Genomic DNA, 19,108 nt, shown 5'->3' on the forward strand with positions numbered 1-19,108 from the left:
CTCACCGCCGGCGGACATGGGCGGGGTCATGACGGCAGGACCTGCGGGAGCCGGTCGCCGAACAGGGCGCGCAGGCCGCTGCCGAACGGAGTGAGGTACTGCCCGTCCGGACGGGTGTCGTAGGCGTATCCCTCCAGCAGGTTCTGGTCGGGGAAGGGCGGCGGGCGGCGGCCGGTGTCGTCGAACCCCGACAGTTCGAAGAGCACCTCCTCGGGCACCGCGCGGCGCAGCGGGATGCGGATGGGACGGGAGGAGTCCAGGGTGTCCTCGTGCAGGACCCACGCCTGCACCTGCCTGCCGCCCGCCAGGGATCGCAGCCCTTCGGCCATCGCGACCAGGTAGGGGATGGACGCCTTGAACCCGCCGGACAGGTGGAACTCCAGCGGCCCGTCGGTGCGCTCGTACAGGGCGCGGCCGAGCACTCCCAACCCGTGCATGGCCCGGTGGAAGCCCTCGTCGCTGCTGGTGTCCATGCCGGGGATGCGGGCCAGCAGGACGCGGCCCGCCGGGTCGGGCATCCGCAGGGCGTCGGACGGGTCCGCCAGCAGGCTCACCCGGGTGAGGTCGCCGCCGGCGAGCGCCAGGGCGTTCCACAGGGCGGCCAGCAGCCCGTCCGGGGTGTCGGAGACGACCAGGACGGCGGTGTCGGCGGGGTCGAGCCGGGCCTGGCCGGGGCCCGCCATCCGGGCGAAGGTGAGCAGTTCCGCGCTGATCCGCGCCGACCATCGGTGTGGCCTGATCCGGCTGCGGGCCTCCAGCAGGGCGGCGGACGAGGCGGGGTCGTGCGCGGGATCCGTGAGGGGGGCGAGCGCGCCCGCCAGCCAGGCGCACGCCGCCTCGCGGTCGTCGGCTCCGGCGTCCTTGAGCAGTTCGTGCGGGCGGGCGTCGGCGATGTCGTCGATGAGGTCGGCGTCGTGGTCGAGTTTGGCCTTGTGGCGTGCGATGCGCGGCTGGGCGAGGACCTCCAGCACGCTCAGGCCGACGGAGATGATGTGAACGGTCACGTCGGCTCCTCCTCGATCGCCAGGTAGCCGTAGCCCGCCGCGGTCTTGGCTCCCACGCCCAGCTCGGAACCCGCCCTGGTCAGCCAGTCGACGGCGAACTCCAGCGCGGCCTCGTCCCGGCTCGCCACGTCCACCAGGTAGGGGCCGGTGACAGTGAGGAAGTGCACCGGGACGGGGTTGTGGTACTCGGCGGGGGGCGGCGGCTGGGGGCTGTTCTTCTCGATGGCGTCGTAGTAGGGCTTGACGTGCGGGGTGAGGACGTCCACGGCCACGGTGGCGGGGCCGTCGGCGGGCAGGGCGTCCAGGAAGGCGACCGGGGCGCGGCGCGAGGTGTCCCGGGTGGCGCGCTGCCCAGGGCGTGGGCCGCCGAAGACGTCGGCCAGCATCTGGTCGTCGTCCCCCAGCTCCTGGCGGGCGTAGGAGGCGGCGAGCCCCTTGAGGGTGGAGCCCGGGATGATCGGCCAGCCATAGGTGCCGTGCAGGCTGAACCCGATCTCGTGGGCGTTGGCCCGGTTGCCCAGGCCGACCGCGATCCGCCACTCGGGGACCGCCCGCAGGCGCGTCACGGTCAGGCCACGTCGCCGCAGCCCGGCGATCGCGTGCTCGCGGCGGGCCCGTACCTGGTCCAGGAGTTCGGGGTGCTGGCCCAGCCCGGTGGCCGCCGACCAGTTGAGCAGCGCCCGGGTCGTCTTGTCGCGGAACTCCACGACCGTGCGGCCACGGACGGTGGCGTACTCGGGGAAGGCCAGCCGGTTCAGCACCACCAGCGCGTTGGCGTCACGACCGAGCTGGTAGCCCGCCCGGGGTTTGAGGGCGGTACCGTCGGTCTCGACGATCCGCCCGAACGGACCGGCGGCGCGGGTCACGAATCCCCGCCGTCGCCGTCGTCGGCCGGACGCCGGTACATGGCGTCGGCGAGCCGGCTCAGCCATCCGGTGAGCGCCGCCACCTCGGCCGAGGCCCGCGCGTAGGCGGCGGCGTCCATGTGGCCCAGCTGGTCGAGGACGTCGCGGGCGGTCATGGTCCGCCAGTCGCCGGCCAGCAGTCCTTGCTCGACCAGCCGCCGCCGGATGCCCTCGGCCGCCGAGCGGTAGGCGGCGGCCAGGCGGTCGGTGCCGTTGGCCTTGGAGGCGATGAAGGCGTAGGTGGCGGCCAGCCCGGCGGTGCGCAGCCGCACCGGCAGTTGCCGGTAGCGGGTGCGCAGCTCCTGGTCGACCTGTCCGGTGATGAGGTTGGACGCGGCGGCGGCCATCTCCTGGTCGATGCGACGGGCCATCAACGCGCTCCCAGCAGCCGGCACCACACCAGGCCCTTGCCGAGGGTCTCGTCCCCGCCGATCTGGATGAGCCGGCTGTCCAGCAGGTCGGTCATGTGCGTGAGCGCGGTGCCGTACCAGTCGTCCTCGGTGGGCGGTGCGCCCGCCTTGGCGCGGGGAGGGGGCAGCTCGCGGAGGGTGAGGGCGGCGGCCAGGATGGTCTCGGCGGGCAGGTACTCGCTGTAGAAGGGGCCGTGCTGGACGGTCTTGACGTCGGTGAGCTGGACCCGGGCGGTCTGCTCGGTGCACTCGGTGAGCAGGGTCGGCATGATGCTGGCCCCGACCAGGATCAGGTCCGTGGCCAGCTTGTCCCGGAACGGACGGAACGGATCGGACGCCCGGGCGTCCGGTGCCGCATCGCCCGCCGACCGGCCGTCCGCGCCCTCCGAGGGCTGCGGCGCGGGACCGTCCGGCGCCCGGCCGTCGGCGCCGGGCAGGCATTCGGCGGCCAGCCGCCGGGCCCAGGCGGCCAGGGCCTCGTCCGGTGCGGTGCCCAGCCCCACCACGCAGGGTCCGAGCACCTCGCCGCTGCCGCCCTGGTGGTCGGTCCACTTGGCGTCGGCTGCGGCGGCCCCGTCGGCGGCAACGCTGGTGGGCTGTGGCACGGAACGCCCCGCCGCGTGGAACCGGCGGGCCAGGCGGCCCAGCGCCAGGTCCGAGGTCACCCAGGCGAACGTGTGCCGCAGCGTCGGCACCGGCATCGCCACCAGCTGCGCGTCCCCCACGGCCAGCGCGCCCGGCCAGGTGCCCTCGTCACCGGCCTGGCCGGGCTCGGATCCGAACACCCAGGTCAGCAGGCGCTCGTCCCATCCGGCGTCTCCGGCGGCCTGGCGCAGCGCGCCCTTGAGGCTCTGCCCCCAGATCACCGGATAGCCGGTGGTGGCCTCCCGCTGCACCGGCAGGTCGAGCACGTCGAGGCTGTCGGAGGCCCCCGCGTGCACCGGCGACTCCGCGTACAGGTAGAGCAGCAGCTCCCTGCTCCGTCGGGGTCCACTGCGAGATTGCCGTGTCACGTCCACACTCCCGTCAGCACCACGCCGAAACCGGCCGTGCGCAAGATGTCCTCCATGGCCGGTCCCAGCGCCCGGCCGTGCGCCCCCACCGCCCACCGCCCGGCGGCCTCTTCCCGCGCGGCCTCGTCCGAGCCGGTGAAACGCAGCAGGTAGACCGAGCCCGCCGGGACCGCCCAGCGCAGCCTGCGGTGCTCCTTCCAACTCCGGCGCGGTGAGGTCGTGGCGACCGGCATCGCGTCCCCCACCGCGGCGGCCACCAGTTCGGCGCCGTCCGGCAGCGGGATCCGCCAGCCGTCCGGCCACAGCGCGGGGGTCGCCACGTACACCAGCACCCGCCCGCCGGGGAACCGTTCCGGTGCGTCCGGCCAGGCCAGACCGTCTGCCTCCGCCACGTCGGCCAGCCGGCTCCGGCCGCCCAGCGGGACGGGGTCCGGGTCTCCCACCGTCCATCCGTCCGGCAGCCCGCAGCAGGCCACGAAACCCCAGCGGTCCGCCAGCCGCAGGTGAGCGGCCTGGTAGAAGTAGCCGGTGCGGGCCTTGCGGTCCTGGCGGGCCAGCCCGATCCGCGGCTCGGAGGCGACCGGGTCGGCCACGTCGAGGTCGCCGGTGCTCAGCCCGTCCTGTCCCGGCAGGTCCCCGGCCAGATAGCGGGTCATGGTGGACGCGTCCAGCCAGCCGGTCAGCGGCTTGATCTTGTGCACCCCGGGCGGCGGCTCCAGCCAGGCTTCGACCTGGTCCCCCAGGTCGGTGTCGATCCGGTGTCCGCCGCAGGTCAGGCGGTGCACCGGCGCATCACGACCCGGCTCTCGCACCAGGTCGGCCGGGACGGGAAAGTACGGCGTCCAGCGGTCCCGCCCGCGCCGGGCCAGGATCGGACCCCGTACCCAGCGCAGGTCCTCGTCACGGCCCAGGGCGGCGCGGCAGGCGCCGGCGATGGTGCTCGGCCAGGGAAGCACCGCCCGGCCCGCGTTGTCGGCGGCCGCGTCGAACGACCTGCCGTCACGGACGAAGACGGTGTCACGGGGCGTGAACGACAGCCACACCTGCGCGCCCTGCTCCGTCTCGTCAGCCGGTGCCGTCATCGGGACGCCTCCTGCCGCTGCGGGTAGGGCCATGCCTCCTGACGCAGGAACACCGCGACACGCGCGGCGGGCAGCGGGTAGGGGACGTCCGCCGGGACTTCTCGCGGACGCAGTGCCTCGCTCATCCCCAGCGCCTCCAGCTCGCGGGCCGTGGCCCAGGCCGCCGTCTCGTCGGGGTTGGCCATGTGCCGCCCGACCAGGCGGGCCAGTTCGTCGCGGTACCGCTCCGGCGCGACCCTGTGCAGGCCGGCCAGCTCACCCTGGTCGCGTTGCAGATCGGCCAGCAGGCGCGGCGACAGCAGGTGATCGGCGTCGGCGGCGAAAACCGCGAACCGCTGCACGGCGTTGGTCCCCGAACGGTCCTGCCAGGGCTGCGCCGACGCCTCGGTGGCTCCCGAACGGCGCAGATAGGCCACGGCCAGCGCGTTCTTGCCGTGCACGTTCTCCTTGGCGTCGTCGAGCAGTTCGCGGGCCGTGTGGAGCGCGTCACGCAGGCTGTGCGACTGGTGGAAGAACACCACCGCCGTACTGGCCGTGCGCGACTCGGCCGGGACCGAGTCGCGTACGGCCCGTGCGGCGGCCAGCGCGGTGCTCGCGGGAGCGAAGCCCAGCAGGTCGTCCCCGCCCGCGTACACCGGAACGCCCAGCAGGTCGGCCGTACCGAACCGGGCGGCCTGCTCGACCGACAGCCCGGCCAGCCGCCGGGACACGTCCCGGTGGCGTTCCGGGTCGGGGGCCAGCCTGGTGCCGTCGGCGGCCGGGCGGCGGCCGCTCAGGAACAGGCCCATGTCGTCCAGGTCCTGGACGATCACCGCCAGGTAGTCGGTGGGCGGACGGATCCGGTGCCCGTCGCCCATCACATCGAGCAGCGTCTGGGCGGCCCGGCGGCCGCGTTCCGCCGCCTGCCGGATGTCCTGGAGCGGGCGCTTGGTGTCACGGGCCAGCCGTTCGGCCTGCCATCGCTCCGGGTAGACCCAGGGGCCGCCCGAGGCGGCCAGCCACCGGGCGAGGCCGCCGCCGTTCCGGGCGAACGGCTCCAGCGCGGGCACCGGGGTCTCCGCCGCCCGGTTGACGGCCTGCGCGGCCTCCCGCAGCGCCCGCACCCAGCGGGCGATCTCCTCGTCGTCCAGCCGCTGGAGCACCTCCCGGCGGAACGGCGCCGAGGCGATCGACGAGGTGGAGGGAAACCCGACGACCTCTCCCGCATCGGATCCCCCGGCCGCCCGGACATGCCGCCAGCGGCGTTTCACCCAGTTGGCGGGAGCCAGCCGGGCCTCCTCGTGTGGACGCAGCCCCGGCGGTGGTCTCCCGGCCGCCGCCCAGCGGGGACTCAGATCGCACAGCTCGGTGTCCCGTTCCTGCACCGGCGGGAAGTCCCGCAGCACACGGCGGGCCGCCATCGCCGCCTGGGCCCGCGCCCACTGCTCGGCGTAACCTCCCTCACCGGCCGGGACGCGCACCCACACCGTCACCGGCATTCCCGGAGTCCTCGGCGGCACCGCGTCGTCGCCGTCCATGCGGAACGTGGCGCGCAGCAACCGCCTCCACTCCGCCTCGATGGCCTCGACCGCGGTCCGTGCGACGTCCTCGGCGATCTCGGGGGGCGCCATGAGCACGATCCGGTTGGGTCCCGCCGGTCCGTCCGGCCCCGATGCGCCGTCCCTCGCAGCGTGGTCCCGGCCGTTCTCCCAGGCCGGGAAGATCAGCCGCACCGCTGGGGAGGCCGCCGCGCACGCCCGCGCTCCTTCGGCCGCCAGCCGGGCGACGATCTCACTGGCCGCATGGACGTCCGCGGTCGAACGCGCCTCGTCGATGAACCGCTGCACACCGGGAACGGCGATCAAGACAAGGTCATGGACCTCGGACGCGTCACGTGACCCGACCCCCGTCACCCCTCACCCCCGTACGACCGGCTCATGCTCCATGCCGCGCCAAACCGGCAAGACGCCCATGGCCGCGGTGATCAAGCCCCCGTTTCACCCGCTCCGGCAGGCTAACCCCCCAAAAGACGCCTTCGCCATCACTTCCCGGAACATCCGCATCGGGATCGCCCGCAGCCCATGACCAAAACACCAATAACATGCAGTCCGATAATAGAAACGATTTATAACCCCGAAAGCGCCGTCTCTGTCACCAGAAAATCAATCCTCACAGGAATCAGATTCCAGCATGTCCGCAACGATCACCGTGCCACTCAATTTCCCATTGCCGACACGGCTGGAACATGACTCGAGCGCGTCCCCTGCTCGTTCTCGTCATTCGGGAAGCGCATGCCACCTGATCCGGCGGCGTCCACACAGGCCCCTGGGCTTCCCGGAGCCGGAGGCAAGAAAGACCTCGGCCCATGTGAGCCGGTGGCTGAGCGCCGGCCGGTGCGACGACGCAACGCGTCATCGCCCTTGGTGTCGGGCGGTGCGTTGCGACAGCACGCCACAGACGTGCCCCCCGGGCAGTAATAAGCCGTTTCCATGCCCTCGGTATCGGGCGGCGTGTTGCGAAAGACCTACGACGCACTGCTGGGGCAGTTCGCCCGTCAGTTTCTATGTCCTTGGTGTCGGGCGGTGCGTTGCGACATCGAGGAGAGCTGCAGCGAAGACGCACTTCACACGCTGTTTCTATGCCCTCGGTGTCGGGCGGTGCGTTGCGACGCCTGGGGTTCCATCGGATGGACACGAAGGTGTACCGGTTTCTATGCCCTCGGTGTCGGGCGGTGCGTTGCGACAGCAATGGCATGGGCGGCGGCATCAAGAAACTACGTCGTTTCTATGCCCTCGGTGTCGGGCGGTGCGTTGCGACGGGTGCTCGTTGGCGGTGCTGTTGACCTGGGGTTTCGGTGTCCGTTCCGCCATCCTCGCCCCGGTGCCGCCCCGAGCGTAACGCCCAGTGGGCTCCGGGTGCCACCACTTGCAGTCTGACCTGGGGTTTTCTCGTTGCGCCATCCGGCCCGATGTCGGCCTGAGGGTCAGGTCGCTGTACCGGCCTTGCGGCCTCGGTGCCGGGGTGTCCGTCGTGAGGGCTGCGGGTCGGGGGCCGAGGAGGTGGTCGGGCTGTGCGGCCCTTCGTGTCTGCTCGCGGCGGGGCGGCGGGGCGACCCTGGGATCGCCGTTGGCTGGGGTGCTGGGCGGGTGTTGCGTCGATGCGCGGCCGGGCGCGCGCCGTCCGGCCGGCCGGCCGGCGCCCACGTTGCACGCTCCGGGCGGTGCCAGCGCCCCTCGACAGGCTCGCCCGGATGGAACCGAGCAAGAGCCGGGGGCAGCCGGACGGGCACGACGACGGGTCGGGCACGCAGCGGGCGCGCGAGGATGAACACACCTCATGACGACCAAAGCCCCAGCGCCGGAGACTATCCCTGGCCTGGAGCTTCGTCGTTCAGAGCGGGTGACGGAAATCAAACCCGCGCTACCGGCTCGGGAAGTCAGGGTTACCTGGCTCTGCGTGGGCTCCGTGATGGGCTGGGAATCCGGGGTGGATCGGACGCGGTTTGCTTTCCGAGCATCCGCAGGGCTTGTGCGGTGATGCCGGGGAAGGACTGGGCGGCGAGTGCCGCTGGGGATTCGTGGCCGGGTGGCGTGGATGCCCGGTGGACGATGAGGGCTGTTTCGGCCGCTGTCGGTGAGTGTTCCGGTATGGCTGCGAGCAGGGCTTTGCCGAGGGCTACGGTTGTTTCTCGGCCGTGGTGGTGGGTGGTTTCGTAGCGGATGCGGATGTTGCGGCCGGCGGCGGGGATGCGGTGGCCGGCGTATCTGGGGAGTGTGCGGCGCATCATGGCGATCTTGGTGGCGTCGGCGACGGCGGTGTGGTGGGCGGCGGCCAGTGCGGTGCAGGCCTCGATCGACCGTAGGACTGCCAGGCCGAGTGCGCCCGCGTGTGCCACGTCCGGGATGAGTCGTTCTGGGGGTGCTATTTCGCTGCGTGCTTTGGGGCCGGGTGTCCAGGTGGGGTCGGTGTAGATGAGGCGGCCGAGGCGGATGATCAGGTCGCTGGCGTCGATGGCGGCGGGGGTGGTGCCGGGGGTGAGGCGGGTTTCGAAGAGGGTGTCCCATTCCCGGGCGATGGCTCGCCACTTACGGCCGAGGACGCGGATGTCCTGGGCTGCCGGGATGAGGGACGCGCCCTGGTGTGGGTGGCCCAGGTCGCGGAGCCTTCGGGTGATGACTCCGGTGATGTGGCCGTTGAGCCGGCAGGTGATCGCTGCTGCGGTGGCCAGGTAGCGCCATGTGTGGGTGCCGGCCAGGAGGGGGTTGAGGTTCCGTAGCCGCTGGGTGCTGATGTGGATCCCGTGCAGTAACTCCTCGGTGCTTTCACCGGGGAGGGGCTGGATTCGTTCGCCCGTGCTCCGCAGGCGGATGCCTTCGAGGGCGAGGGCGGCGGTGGGACGGAGGCCTTCGGTGCAGGTGGATGCTTGAAGGAGTGGGTGGGCGGCTTGCCGGGCGTCTGGGCTGCTGCGTTCTGCCAGATGGCCCAGGGTTCGGGCGTACTGGCCCAGGCGGTGCAGCAGGGCCGACGATGCCTCCGGGTCGGTGATCACCGTCGTGTTGGCCGTCGCGGGCTGGGCTTGGCCGGGTGTCGATGTGGTGTGCGAGGTGAGGAGGTCCAGGCCGCAGCCGAGCGTGTTGGCGGCGGCTCGTAAGGTCCACGCCAGATCCGGGCCACCCGGCTCGGTCCATTCGGGGGTGCCGAGGATGCGGGCGGCCTGGTGCAGGTTCTGGGTGAAGGCGCGGGCTGCGGACCGTACCGTCTCGGTGTTTGCGGGAGTGAGGCCGAAGCCGTTGCCGATGCGTTCTCCGTAGCGGGCGAGCACGGTGGTCAGGCGGGCCAGTTCGTTCACGGTGCCGGGGTGACGGGCCTGGTGTTCGGTCTCGGGCCGGTCGAGTTCGGCGGTCGCCTGGGTGAGGTAGCGGTCTGCCGCTGTCAGGAGTTCTCCGAACGTTGCCATCGGCTCACCTCAGGCTTTCGTTCAGGTGGCCGACGAACAGGGCGGCGGTCAGGCAGGCGTGCTGGTCCAGCGGATCGCTCACCTGCTCCGACAGGGTGATCAGTTCCCGGCGCAGTCCAGTGGTGAGCTCGGCGAGCGATTCGACGGTGGCGTCCGGCAGCGGCTCGGTGTTCGGCGGCAGGGGTGCCGTGTCGGCGAGGGAGGGTGCGGTGCGCAGGGCGTCGCGAGCGTCGGCGGCGTCCGCCTGCTGGAAGCCCCAGCTGATGAAGGCGTCCTCGGTCGCGTCCGCGAGCGCGCCGATGGTCCGTTCGAGCTGAACGAGCCTGCGGTACGTGTCGGCCAGTACCTGGGCGGGCTCTGGCTTAGAGGTCGTGTTGTCGATCATTTGTGCTCCTGTGCGGGTTGGTGTTCGTCATCCCTGAGGGGTCCGGCGCCGCGAACCGCGGCGCCGGGATGTCGGTCAGCGCGTACGGTGCGGTTTCTCGGCGGTCAGGGTTTCTGCCGCGCGGTGCAGGCCTTGCTGGATGAGGCAGGCGTGCACGGCTCCCACCGTGCAGGCTCGGTGGTCGTTCACTTCTGTTGTCTGGGCGGAGGCCTCGACGAGGGCGAAGGTGATGTCCTCGGCCAGGTGGGCGAGTTCCTGCAGGACGGTTCGGTCGTCGGCCAGGGCGACCGCGGGTCGCGGTGGCGGGATGTTGAGCGGCCATGGGAACGCGGGGGCCTTGGCGAGTTCTGCGCGGGCCAGTACGGCTTGGAACAGGACGTTCTTGTAGGTGGGGATCGGCTGTTCTCGGGCGAGCGTCAGCAGTCCCCGGATGGAGTGTTCGATCGCCTCGAAGCCCTGGTAGGCGGAAGTGAGCCGCTTCGGTAAGGGCTTGTGGTGTCTCAGGTTCTCTTTGATCTCGCAGATCGGGTGCATGGCCGTGGCTCCTGTTTTGGTCCGCCGTGGTGGCGGGCCTGTTCCGGGGTCTGTCAGGCGCGTGGAGTGTTGCGCGGGCTCGGAACGTTCCTCGCGGATCGGCTCGGCTCCTCTGCGGGCTTGGCTGCTGCGGACAGGTCCGGCGTTGCGGTGGGGAAGTCGCGGCCGGCGAGTTCGGCTGGGGTGGGCTGGTCGGGTGGTGTGGTCTTCATGCCGGTGATGGCCTGGTGGGTGCGGGTGAGGGCGCCGGCGAGGGACGTGGCGGTGCCCTTGGCGACGTCCAGGTAGAGGGCGGCCAGCTCGATGGCCTGGTCGGGGTCGTCGTGGGTGTCCACCAGCCTGCCTGTCTTGTGCTCCTGACGCAGGTAGCGGGAAATCTGTGGAAAGGTGCGCGCGAGATTGCGGGTGGCGCGGGCCAGATCGTCCAGGACCCGCTGGGCGGTGTACGGGTCGGCCAGGCCCGGACGGGCGTCGGTGCCGGTGATGGCAAGGTTGAGGTCACGGACGGCGGCGGTGACGTCCTGGGCGAGCAGGCCGATGATCTGCTGGGCGACGGCGGCGGAAGGGGCGGTGCCGTCCGGGGTAAAGGTCTGGCGTGCTTCGCGGTGGTAGGCGCGGTGAGCAGCCTCTAGGAGCAGGTCGAAGTCGATGGTGTGGGCGTCGGCGTAGTGCATCAGGTCGACCAGCAGGTCACGCAGCTGCACCGCCCGGGCGGTGGGGGTGGTCGCTGGCTGTTCCGAAGTGCGGGTCTGGTGGTCGGTGAGGGTGGCTTCGACGTTGGTGATGCGGTCGTGGTGGACCGGCTGCGGCATGCATGACCTCCAGCGGTGCTGATGTGACGGTGTGTTCGGACTCCGCGCGGCCTGGATGGGCACGGCGGATCACGCCTTGGGACTGAGGAGGAACCGAGGCAGCGGTTCGTCGTCGCTGCCGGGGTGGTGTCAGATCTGGTCGAGGGCGAGTGGGCCGTGTTCCCAGTAGCCGGGTGGCATGGGGGTGACGGTGGCCTGGTGGGGTTCGAGGTGTTCGGTCTCGGTGCACTGGTAGAAGGGGCCTCGGGGGCCGAGCAGCACCGGGAGCTGGTGGTCGAGGTGGTCGCGGTACCACAGGCCGATGCCGGTGGCCGGCTGCAGGCGCATGGCCTCCCAGGCGTGCCACAGGGCGGTGAACCGGGAGATCGCTTCGGCGTGCCGCCACCACTGGGCGCACCAGCGGAACTCCCCACCCAGCGTGCGCCGGTACATCGGCACGAAGTGCTGGTTCACCCAGGTGATGACGTCAGGGAAGTACGGGTCGGGCAGTTCCTCGGCGGCGTCGGTTGCCGTGGGGTCTGGATTCATGGCGTTGCTCCAGGGTGTCGTGGCTGATGGCGGTGGTCTCCTTCCGCTCCGAGGTCGGTGAACGTGTGCTCGCATCGGGCTCGGTCGGCTTCGGTGTCCGCCCTGCCCTGCCATGGCGGACACTCCCCCGCCTTCTTTGGCCGAGGAGGCTGGGGCGAGTGATCAGAGGGGCGGTGGGCTCTATTCCAGGTTGATCGGGGTTTCCTTGTGTCTGTGGTGCCGGCGGGCGGCTTGGGTGATGGCGGTCTCGGCGGCGCCGATGGCCTGGGTGATCTGTGTGGCGTGGGGGGTGGTGTACCAGGGGTGGAGGTTGAGCAGGGCGGGTGTGCCGCCGGTGGCCAGCAGCAGGGCGGTGCCGGGCGGGAGGGCGCGGATGGCGGCGGGTTCGAGGATGTCCTGGCGGCGCAGCGAGATCTGCTCCGAGGCCCGCCCATCCGCGTAGGTGAGGGAGCGGACCGGGACGTCGTGCTGGCCGATGAGGGTGGCCAGATCTTTGGCGAGGCGGGGGGAGTCGGTGCCGGCGCCGATGAGCTTGCGGGTGGCCGCACCCCACAGGGCGGCCATCCCCGGCTCGCCCCACACGGTGATGCCCTGTTCGTAGGACTGCAGGATCGTCACCGGGACGATGCCGCGCGAACCGAGGTGGGAGTACAGCTCGGGCAGGTCGGCGATCCGGCAGATGTTGGCCGCCTCGTCCAGCACCACCACCAGCGGCGGGTCCAGCCGTCCGCCGGATTGTTCGGCCTGGTGTTCGGCGGCGCGCATCACCGTGTCGGTCAGCGCCGCGATCAGCGGGGCCGCCGCGGACCGGGACTTGGACAGCAGGTACAGCGTCCCGCCCGGCTCCCCGGGGCCGGGGCGGACGAACTTCGCCGGGTCGAGGGCCGGTAGGTCGTCGTGTGGGGTGACCCAGGCGAGGATGTCCTGGTCGCGCAGGCATTTGGCGGCGGTGCGGGCGGTCTGGTAGATGCCGTCGCGGGTCTCGGTGGCGCCGTTCTGGGTGCCTTTCAACGACGAGGCCATCAGCGCGAACCCGGCGTGCCGCAGCAGTTCGATCGGGGTGGGGACGGCGGGTTCGTCCAGCCAGCCGGCGACGTGGTGCAGGGTGCGGCCGGAGGTGGCGGCGGCCAGGAACAGCGCGCACAGCAGGTCTTGGGCGGCCGGCCCCCACAGGTCCTTCTTGTTCGGGTCGTCGACGGTCAGCACGAAGTGCCCGGCCAGCCGATGCGCGTCCTCCACCGTGCCCAGGGCGGCCAGCGGGTTCCACCACCAGGCCTGGGGCTGGTAGGTGATCTTCTGCGGGTCGAACAGCCACACCCGGCCGCCGGCCTCGGCTCGTAGCCGGGCGGTGGCGGCCCACAGGTCGGCCTTGTTGCTGGTGGCGATCACCCCGCCCGGGGCCGACAGCACGTACGGGATCGACAACGCGGTCGTCTTGCCCGACCGTGGGGCCATGAACGCCACCAGGGTGTCCTCCCAGGAGGCGTACAGCGCCGGACCCGTCTTACGGGAGCGCCGCAGCTCGTGGCCGAGCAGCAGCCCGATCTCCCCCGCCTCCAGCCGTTCCGGCCTCTCCAGCCGAAGCGACCGGCGCAGCTCGACGGCCTTGGCGGCGACCTGACGGCGGTGCAGCCCCTCCAGCCCAGGGCCGCCGGCCATCGCCTGCACCGGATCACCCGGTACGGAACGACGCTGCTCGACCCGCCACCACAGGTGGTTACCGGCCACCACAATGCCGAGGCCACCGGCCACGAGGACTATGACGACCAGCGGCGTGGGGGTGCCCGGCCAGGCCTGCTCGAACCGGCCGTGCAGCACGGCGAGGATGAAGTCGCTGCCGAACCCCCTCACCCGGCCACCGGCCACCGCGGCGGCCGCCCGGGCGGCGACCCACACGAGCGCGAAGCACAGCACCGGCGCCCAGCACAGCAGCAGCACCAGCCAGCCGCCGGCGGCGCTGCTGTGCCACATCGACGGCCGCGGACCCAACGCCCGGCTCATCGGCCGCCCCCGGTCTGGTTTGTCGGAGCGGATGGGGCCGTTCCGGGCATCGACGGTCCTGGTGAGGCGAGCTTGCCGCCTGGGCTCATCGGGATTGTTCTGCGGGCGGTGCTGCCGCACCACATCCACGGCGGTGGTCCCCACGCTCGGCTCATGGGCGGCTCCCGGTGCGGATGGCCTGGTCGGTGTCGTACAGGTCCTTCTCGGTGCCGACCAGGGAGAGTTCGACCGGGATGCCGAGGCGTTCCCCGGTCTTGATCAGGTACTTGCCGCGGCCCGGATGCCGGGCCCCGGGCTGCCAGGAGTCCGGCGCCGACCAGGACGCCACCATCTGCTGCTCCGGCCCGGTCAACGGCGTGGCCTGGTGCACCCGGTCCAGTTCCCGGGGCGGCAGCCCGGCCAGCACGGTGATCGCCGAACGCTCGGCGAACCCGCGGGCCTTGGCCCGGTCTTCCTCGGTGGGCAGGGCGTCCAGGTCGGCGAGCGAGTGGGTGATCATGATGGAGGCCATTCCCTTGGCCCGGTTCAACCTTGTGAGTGCGTCGGCGTGCTCGACCAGCCCGGGCGCCCCGCGCAAAGCGCGCCACAGCTCGTCCATCACCCCCAGGTAAGAACGGCGGGGGCCGAGGCGGAGGTCGGCGAGGGTGGCGGCGGCGTCCACCATCGCGAACGCATACGCCCAGGTGCACAGCATCGCCGCGGTCAGCAGCGTGTCCCCGGCCGCCCGCACCCGCGAAATATCGACGCTGACCGCGGGTGCGTTCAGATCGATCGGGCGGGTGGTGGGCGCGTCGAACACCCCGGCCAACGACCCGGTGCACAACAGCGCGAGAGTGAACACCAGATCGCTGACCCGCTCGCGGTAACGGTCGGCGGTGTCCGCACGGGCCGCCGAGCGCAGCTCGTCCGGCCCTTCCTCCAGCACACGCAGCACGTCGGGGACCGTCGGCTCGCGGGGCAGGCGTTCATCCAGCAGGTCGACGGCGCGGCCGAGGATGACCTCCTCCGCGTTCGTGATGCGCCCTTCCCGGACCAGCGTGCACAGCGCCATGAGCAGGGCGAGGCGGCGGGAGCGGACCTCCCACCGCAACACCTCCGCATCACCGCCGGACAGATGCCGCATCGCCGCCGCCAGCGGCCCGGCGTCCAGTGGGTTGATCCGATCGGCGCCGCGGCCGACCCGGATGACCTGCCCGCCCAGATGCTCGACCAGCCGGGTGTAATCGGGCTTGGTGTCCCCCAGGACGAGCGCGGTCTGCCCGGCGGCGACCGCCCCGGTGATGAGCCGTTTGACCAGGGTGGACTTGCCGGTGCCGGGCTGGCCGAGCACGAACATCCCCGGATTGGTGACCAGCCCGCCCCGCAACCAGGCCAGCGGATCCAGGCACACCACATCACCGTGCAGCTGATGCCGGCCCACCGGCGTGCCGAGGGCGGGCGAGCCGGACCCGGCCATGAACGGGAACAACCCGCACACCTGCATCGTCGTCGCCTGAAACTCCGGCGCCGCCTCCACATGCACGGCCCGCCCGCCATGCGGGAGCCGCCACCCCCAAGCGGGAGCCAACGGCTCGGCCATGGCAGCCGCCTCGATGCCATCAGGGCGGGCGATTGGGGCTGGTCGCTGGTGCAAGGACAAAGGCCAGACCTCCGGATCAGCGATCGGTGGAGATGAGATCGGCTTCTCTGTTCGGGTACGGGCGCCACCCGCTCGGGCAGGAACGCTGGCTCGGGACTCGCGCCCCAATGGGCCGCTGGTGAAACCCCTCTGATGGCTGGAGATCAGGCGTGCCAGCGGTGGGCCAGTTCGGGTGGGCAGATGCCGCAGGGCAGGGTGGTGGCGAAACCGACGGCCTGGCTTCCCCACAGGCGGCGGAGCCGGATCTTGGAGGATTCGGCGGCGGCCTCGGTGTGCGCCACGGCCCGCTGGAGCTCCTTCTCGTCGGTGACCGTGACGGTGGCGTACATCGACACCAGGCAGACCCCGGCGCCCATCGCCTCCTCGGTGGCGGCCTGGCGGGCGCGGGCGGCGTCGTAGGCGTCCCGGGCGGTCTCGTCCCGGCCGGTCTTACGGCGGAACGCGCTGCGGAAAGCGGCGGCGTTCACCTCGAGTTCCAGCGTCTTAGTCGCCTGCGCCGCAGGCAGCACCCGGTACTGGAGGGTCACCCGTTTCGGATACGGGCCGGGTGTGACCAGATGGGCGAGGACGTCGGAGTGCACGGTCTGGCGGGGTGCCTCGTGCCAGGCCCACGAGACGCTGATCCCGCTGTCGTGCACGTACCGGTCGGCATGCTCGACGGCGTGGACCGGGCCCGCGTCCGCCCACGTCAGCGCCTCTTCCGAGCCGGGGCGGGACAGCAGCCGGTTGACCTCGCCGCGAGCGGCCGGATCGAACGCGGTCCGGATCGTCCCGGCGATCTCGGCGGCGGTGGCCCGCCCGACCACGGTCACCCCGCACAGGCTCAGCCGCGAGGCCAGGCCCTCCAGAAGACGACCCAGTTCGGCGACCGCATCCAGCAGATCCTTGGGCGCCGAGGGTGAGGCCTTGGGGTCGAACGTCACCGACACGCGGGTGTCCACGTCGGCCGCCGCTGCCGGGGCGGCATCCACCACCTGCTGAAGGATCCGCCGGGCCGACGCGGGTGCACGCGGGTCCAGGGTGGCGGTGACCGCGTCAGCGAGCGTGGAGCCCGGTTCGGGCGCGGTGTCGACGGTGACCGTGACGTGGCGGACGGCGCGCTGGTGACCGAGGGAGGCCAGCCAGTTCCCCCAGCAGGCGACCCAGGTGTCGGCGTCGGCACGGTCGGCCAGCCACAGCGACGAGGGCACCACCCGCAGCGTCGCGGTCAGCAGCCCGGTCCGCCGGTCCCACACGATCCCGTACCGGCCGCCGTACCCGTCCTCGGCCGACAGCAGCGTCAACGGCGCCAGCACCCCCGGCAGCTGGAACGCCCGCGGATGATCGACCACGACACCGGCCCGGTAGCGGGTGTGGCCGCGCCAGGAGCCCCACCACCAGCGCAGCCGCGCCAGCGCCACCACCGCCAATGGCACACCCTGCACCCGGATGAGCCCGAGCACTCCCGCGACCAGGAGCGGCGGGCCGGCGTACAGGAGTAATCCGGGCCGGACCGTTCCCAGTACCACCGCCCCGAGCATGGCTCCGAGGGCGATGAAGGTCGCCGTCGTGTCCAGGCCGAGCAGCCCGATCCCCCGTCGCCGCCGCCAGCCTCCGTAGGTGCGGATGTCACCGGCCATGGTCGTCACCTCCTTGAACACCGGCCCTCCCTGAGCAGGCAGGGCTCGGCCGGAACGCTTCGCATCGTTCGGTTTCGTCATCGGCTCCTCGCCGGCCGGCCGACTGCACACGATCAGCCGGAGCGGAGTGATCCGTTGGCTCGCAGAGCAGTGCCGCACGGCAGATCCACGGCCGGCTCTCCGGCCGTCTGCGGTTGGAGCGATCACCCGGCGTCTCCTTCCGAGCCGGTGCCGGCGGCTCCGCTGGGGCCGGCGGGGTGGGCGAGCCAGCGGAGGGTGTCGCTGCCTCGTCGTTGTTCGTTGCGAACGGTCTGCCAGGCGATGGGCCCCATGGCCTCCTCCGGATCGGCCCCGGTCGAGTGCCGGCCGGGTCCGGGCGATGGGTCTTGGGCGTCGAACGGATGGCTTTGTCCCGGCCCTGGTCCCGGCGGGCGTCCGTCGCCGTTCGCTCCCTCCGATGGGGTGCCCGGAGGCTGAGGCCCGTGCCAGCCGGGCTGCGGCTGTGCTCCTGAGGGCGGTTCGGCGTCTCGCCGCTGGGATCCGAGTTGCTGTTCAAGGAAGCCGGCGTGATCGGCGGCGGAGCCCGAGTAGGGGCCGCGGAGGGCGCCGACCGCGGTCGCGCCTCCGATGACGGCGCCCATGAAGCCGCCGCCGGGGCTGGTCTCGGTCGCTCCGGTGGTCCAGGTGAAGAACTTCAGCAGCACCGGGAACGCCACCAGCGACACCAGCATCATGGTCAGCCCCATGAGCACGGCCCGGATGTCGTTCCCGTCCCCGACCAGGGTGAACATGGCCGCGTAGACGGCCGCGGCGGCGGGCTTGTAGAAGATCAGGGCGAGCATCCACCCGGTGACCTTCTTGAACCATGGTCTGGTCGCCCCGGTGAGTGTTCCGGCGGCGGCCAGCGGCAGCATTCCGGCGAGGATGATCAGCGCGCCTTGCCGGAACATCATCAAGATCGCCTGGATGGCGGCCACCACGATCGCCACCAGCCCGAAGACGACCACCAGTGCCGCCGGCACCCCCTCCAGCCCCAGCAGGGAGGGCAGACGTTCCTCCAGACGACCGCCCGCCGCGGATCGGATGACCCAGTCGGCCCAGGCGTCCCCGAACTTCAGCAGCTGGTTGGGCAGCACGACCCCGAGCGCACCGGTGACCGCGATCAACGCCAGGCCGCTGCCCACGTTGATCAGCGGGTTGGCCTTGTGGGTGAGCGCCACCTTCCCCGCCGCCAGCAGCACGGCCAGGACCGCCACCGCGCCGGTGATCGGCAGCATGTACTGCTGCAGCAGGCCGACCGCGCGTTCCTGCTCCAGATCGGGTGAGTCGAGTTTGACCCACCAGGTCATCGTGTTCTCCAGGAACCAGCGCAGCCCTTCGCGCATGGCGTCGGCGATGCCGTCCATCGCCCCGCCCGCCAGGTCCTGGGCGTCCGGCAGATCACCGAACATGGACGGACCGTCGTCCTGCTGCTCCTCCTGGACGCAGTCGGGATCGGCCGCCGGGTGGCACGGTTCGGGCATGGCTCACCGCCTCCCCGGCAACAGCGTGTATCCGTTCGTCGAGGTCACCGCGGCGGCGGTGTTGCCCCAGTCCCCGCCCGGAGGGGCCAGCACACGCCAGTCCCCGTCGGCCCAGTGCAGCTGAACGCGGGTCGCCGCCCGCACGGTGACGCCGTGCCGCCCAGGCCCGGCCGACACCAGATCGAGCGACGCGACATCCGGTGAGTAGGAATGCCACCGGTACGCCTCGATCGCCGCATACCCCGGCCCCAGCGGAGCGTCCTCAGCGAGGCCCATCTCGGCGCGCTTGCGTTCGTAGAAGTCGCGGGTGGAGGCGAGCAGAACGTCCCGCTCGGGCCCGATCACCTGCTGCGAGATGGTCGATTCGAACACCTTCGGCCCCCACTGCGGCGCCGTCCGCACGACGATGTGCACGGCCGCCAGCAGCGCCCCGGACGGCGTCCGCGCGAACCCGCCGGCCAGCCCAGCGCCCAGACTCCGCGGCCCGTGCACGGGTGAGATCGGCAGTTCCATGCCGAAGTGGTCGCTCCACCGAAGGCCCGACTCCTCCAGCACGACCTCGGTCGGCCGGGACGCGGCAGGCTGCGCGACTCCTTCGGTCCGTGTACGTGGTGGATCATCGTCGGGCTCCCACAGCCCGTAGGCGACAGCCCCCAGAGCGAGGCCCAGCAGCGGCACCGCCAGCAGCCGCCGCCGGATGCGGATCGCATGTCCCAT

16 protein-coding genes are annotated in these 19,108 nt (G+C 71.8%); all 16 read right to left on the reverse strand.

Annotated features, from left to right (window positions below; translation table 11 throughout):
- Nucleotides 1–26: 26 nt before the first annotated feature.
- Nucleotides 27–1,004 (reverse strand): hypothetical protein, encoded by a 978-nt coding sequence (locus HNR21_RS30780; RefSeq protein WP_182707911.1) that lies wholly within the window; start codon nucleotides 1,002–1,004, stop codon nucleotides 27–29.
- The gene (gene cmr6, locus HNR21_RS30785) at nucleotides 1,001–1,870 is read right to left on the reverse strand and encodes a type III-B CRISPR module RAMP protein Cmr6 (RefSeq protein WP_182707912.1); all 870 of its coding nucleotides are present in this window, start codon (nucleotides 1,868–1,870) and stop codon (nucleotides 1,001–1,003) included. Before cmr6 ends, HNR21_RS30780 begins: the two co-directional genes overlap by 4 nt.
- Nucleotides 1,867–2,280 (reverse strand): type III-B CRISPR module-associated protein Cmr5, encoded by a 414-nt coding sequence (locus HNR21_RS30790; protein WP_182707913.1) that lies wholly within the window; start codon nucleotides 2,278–2,280, stop codon nucleotides 1,867–1,869. Before HNR21_RS30790 ends, cmr6 begins: the two co-directional genes overlap by 4 nt.
- The gene (gene cmr4, locus HNR21_RS30795) at nucleotides 2,280–3,332 is read right to left on the reverse strand and encodes a type III-B CRISPR module RAMP protein Cmr4 (protein WP_312881433.1); all 1,053 of its coding nucleotides are present in this window, start codon (nucleotides 3,330–3,332) and stop codon (nucleotides 2,280–2,282) included. The genes HNR21_RS30790 and cmr4 overlap by 1 nt, the downstream gene beginning before the upstream one ends.
- Nucleotides 3,329–4,414, reverse strand: a complete 1,086-nt coding sequence (locus HNR21_RS30800; RefSeq protein WP_182707914.1) for a type III-B CRISPR module-associated Cmr3 family protein — start codon at nucleotides 4,412–4,414, stop codon at nucleotides 3,329–3,331. The genes cmr4 and HNR21_RS30800 overlap by 4 nt, the downstream gene beginning before the upstream one ends.
- Nucleotides 4,411–6,258, reverse strand: coding sequence for a Cas10/Cmr2 second palm domain-containing protein (locus tag HNR21_RS30805; protein ID WP_182707915.1), 1,848 nt, complete (start codon nucleotides 6,256–6,258; stop codon nucleotides 4,411–4,413). Before HNR21_RS30805 ends, HNR21_RS30800 begins: the two co-directional genes overlap by 4 nt.
- A 1,577-nt stretch (nucleotides 6,259–7,835) precedes the next feature.
- Nucleotides 7,836–9,350, reverse strand: a complete 1,515-nt coding sequence (locus tag HNR21_RS30810) for a hypothetical protein (RefSeq protein ID WP_182707916.1) — start codon at nucleotides 9,348–9,350, stop codon at nucleotides 7,836–7,838.
- A 4-nt stretch (nucleotides 9,351–9,354) separates the two neighbouring features.
- Nucleotides 9,355–9,735, reverse strand: coding sequence for a hypothetical protein (locus HNR21_RS30815; RefSeq protein ID WP_182707917.1), 381 nt, complete (start codon nucleotides 9,733–9,735; stop codon nucleotides 9,355–9,357).
- A 75-nt stretch (nucleotides 9,736–9,810) separates the two neighbouring features.
- On the reverse strand, nucleotides 9,811–10,269 hold the full coding sequence (locus HNR21_RS30820) for a hypothetical protein (RefSeq protein WP_182707918.1): 459 nt from the start codon (nucleotides 10,267–10,269) through the stop codon (nucleotides 9,811–9,813).
- A 53-nt stretch (nucleotides 10,270–10,322) separates the two neighbouring features.
- Complete coding sequence (locus tag HNR21_RS30825) at nucleotides 10,323–11,081, reverse strand: hypothetical protein (RefSeq protein WP_182707919.1); 759 nt, start codon at nucleotides 11,079–11,081, stop codon at nucleotides 10,323–10,325.
- A 129-nt stretch (nucleotides 11,082–11,210) separates the two neighbouring features.
- On the reverse strand, nucleotides 11,211–11,609 hold the full coding sequence (locus HNR21_RS30830) for a DUF4913 domain-containing protein (RefSeq protein WP_182707920.1): 399 nt from the start codon (nucleotides 11,607–11,609) through the stop codon (nucleotides 11,211–11,213).
- A gap of 180 nt (nucleotides 11,610–11,789) precedes the next feature.
- Nucleotides 11,790–13,610, reverse strand: a complete 1,821-nt coding sequence (locus tag HNR21_RS30835; protein ID WP_182707921.1) for a type IV secretory system conjugative DNA transfer family protein — start codon at nucleotides 13,608–13,610, stop codon at nucleotides 11,790–11,792.
- Nucleotides 13,611–13,761: 151 nt separating this feature from the next.
- On the reverse strand, nucleotides 13,762–15,189 hold the full coding sequence (locus tag HNR21_RS30840; protein ID WP_182707922.1) for a putative type IV secretion/conjugal transfer ATPase: 1,428 nt from the start codon (nucleotides 15,187–15,189) through the stop codon (nucleotides 13,762–13,764).
- A 203-nt stretch (nucleotides 15,190–15,392) separates the two neighbouring features.
- Entirely contained in the window at nucleotides 15,393–16,889 is a 1,497-nt protein-coding gene (locus HNR21_RS30845; protein ID WP_312881435.1) for an SCO6880 family protein, read from the reverse strand.
- Between the two features lie 182 nt (nucleotides 16,890–17,071).
- Nucleotides 17,072–18,391, reverse strand: a complete 1,320-nt coding sequence (locus HNR21_RS30850) for a TrbL/VirB6 family protein (RefSeq protein ID WP_182707923.1) — start codon at nucleotides 18,389–18,391, stop codon at nucleotides 17,072–17,074.
- A gap of 3 nt (nucleotides 18,392–18,394) precedes the next feature.
- A complete protein-coding gene (locus HNR21_RS30855; protein ID WP_182707924.1) occupies nucleotides 18,395–19,108 on the reverse strand; it encodes a DUF8175 domain-containg protein in 714 nt (237 codons plus the stop codon).

The organism is Thermomonospora cellulosilytica (genome assembly GCF_014138835.1).
Classification (GTDB): Bacteria; Actinomycetota; Actinomycetes; order Streptosporangiales; family Streptosporangiaceae; genus Thermomonospora; species Thermomonospora amylolytica.

What these genes read in the sequence shown, in the direction of transcription:
- HNR21_RS30850 (WP_182707923.1), bottom strand. Translation starts at nt 18,391, where the DNA reads ATGCCCGAACCGTGCCACCCGGCGGCCGATCCCGACTGCGTCCAGGAG.
- HNR21_RS30855 (WP_182707924.1), bottom strand. Translation starts at nt 19,108, where the DNA reads ATGGGACATGCGATCCGCATCCGGCGGCGGCTGCTGGCGGTGCCGCTG.
- HNR21_RS30830 (WP_182707920.1), bottom strand. Translation starts at nt 11,609, where the DNA reads ATGAATCCAGACCCCACGGCAACCGACGCCGCCGAGGAACTGCCCGAC.
- HNR21_RS30820 (WP_182707918.1), bottom strand. Translation starts at nt 10,269, where the DNA reads ATGCACCCGATCTGCGAGATCAAAGAGAACCTGAGACACCACAAGCCC.
- HNR21_RS30790 (WP_182707913.1), bottom strand. Translation starts at nt 2,280, where the DNA reads ATGGCCCGTCGCATCGACCAGGAGATGGCCGCCGCCGCGTCCAACCTC.
- HNR21_RS30815 (WP_182707917.1), bottom strand. Translation starts at nt 9,735, where the DNA reads ATGATCGACAACACGACCTCTAAGCCAGAGCCCGCCCAGGTACTGGCC.
- HNR21_RS30840 (WP_182707922.1), bottom strand. Translation starts at nt 15,189, where the DNA reads ATGGCCGAGCCGTTGGCTCCCGCTTGGGGGTGGCGGCTCCCGCATGGC.
- HNR21_RS30835 (WP_182707921.1), bottom strand. Translation starts at nt 13,610, where the DNA reads ATGAGCCGGGCGTTGGGTCCGCGGCCGTCGATGTGGCACAGCAGCGCC.
- HNR21_RS30800 (WP_182707914.1), bottom strand. Translation starts at nt 4,414, where the DNA reads ATGACGGCACCGGCTGACGAGACGGAGCAGGGCGCGCAGGTGTGGCTG.
- HNR21_RS30825 (WP_182707919.1), bottom strand. Translation starts at nt 11,081, where the DNA reads ATGCCGCAGCCGGTCCACCACGACCGCATCACCAACGTCGAAGCCACC.
- HNR21_RS30810 (WP_182707916.1), bottom strand. Translation starts at nt 9,350, where the DNA reads ATGGCAACGTTCGGAGAACTCCTGACAGCGGCAGACCGCTACCTCACC.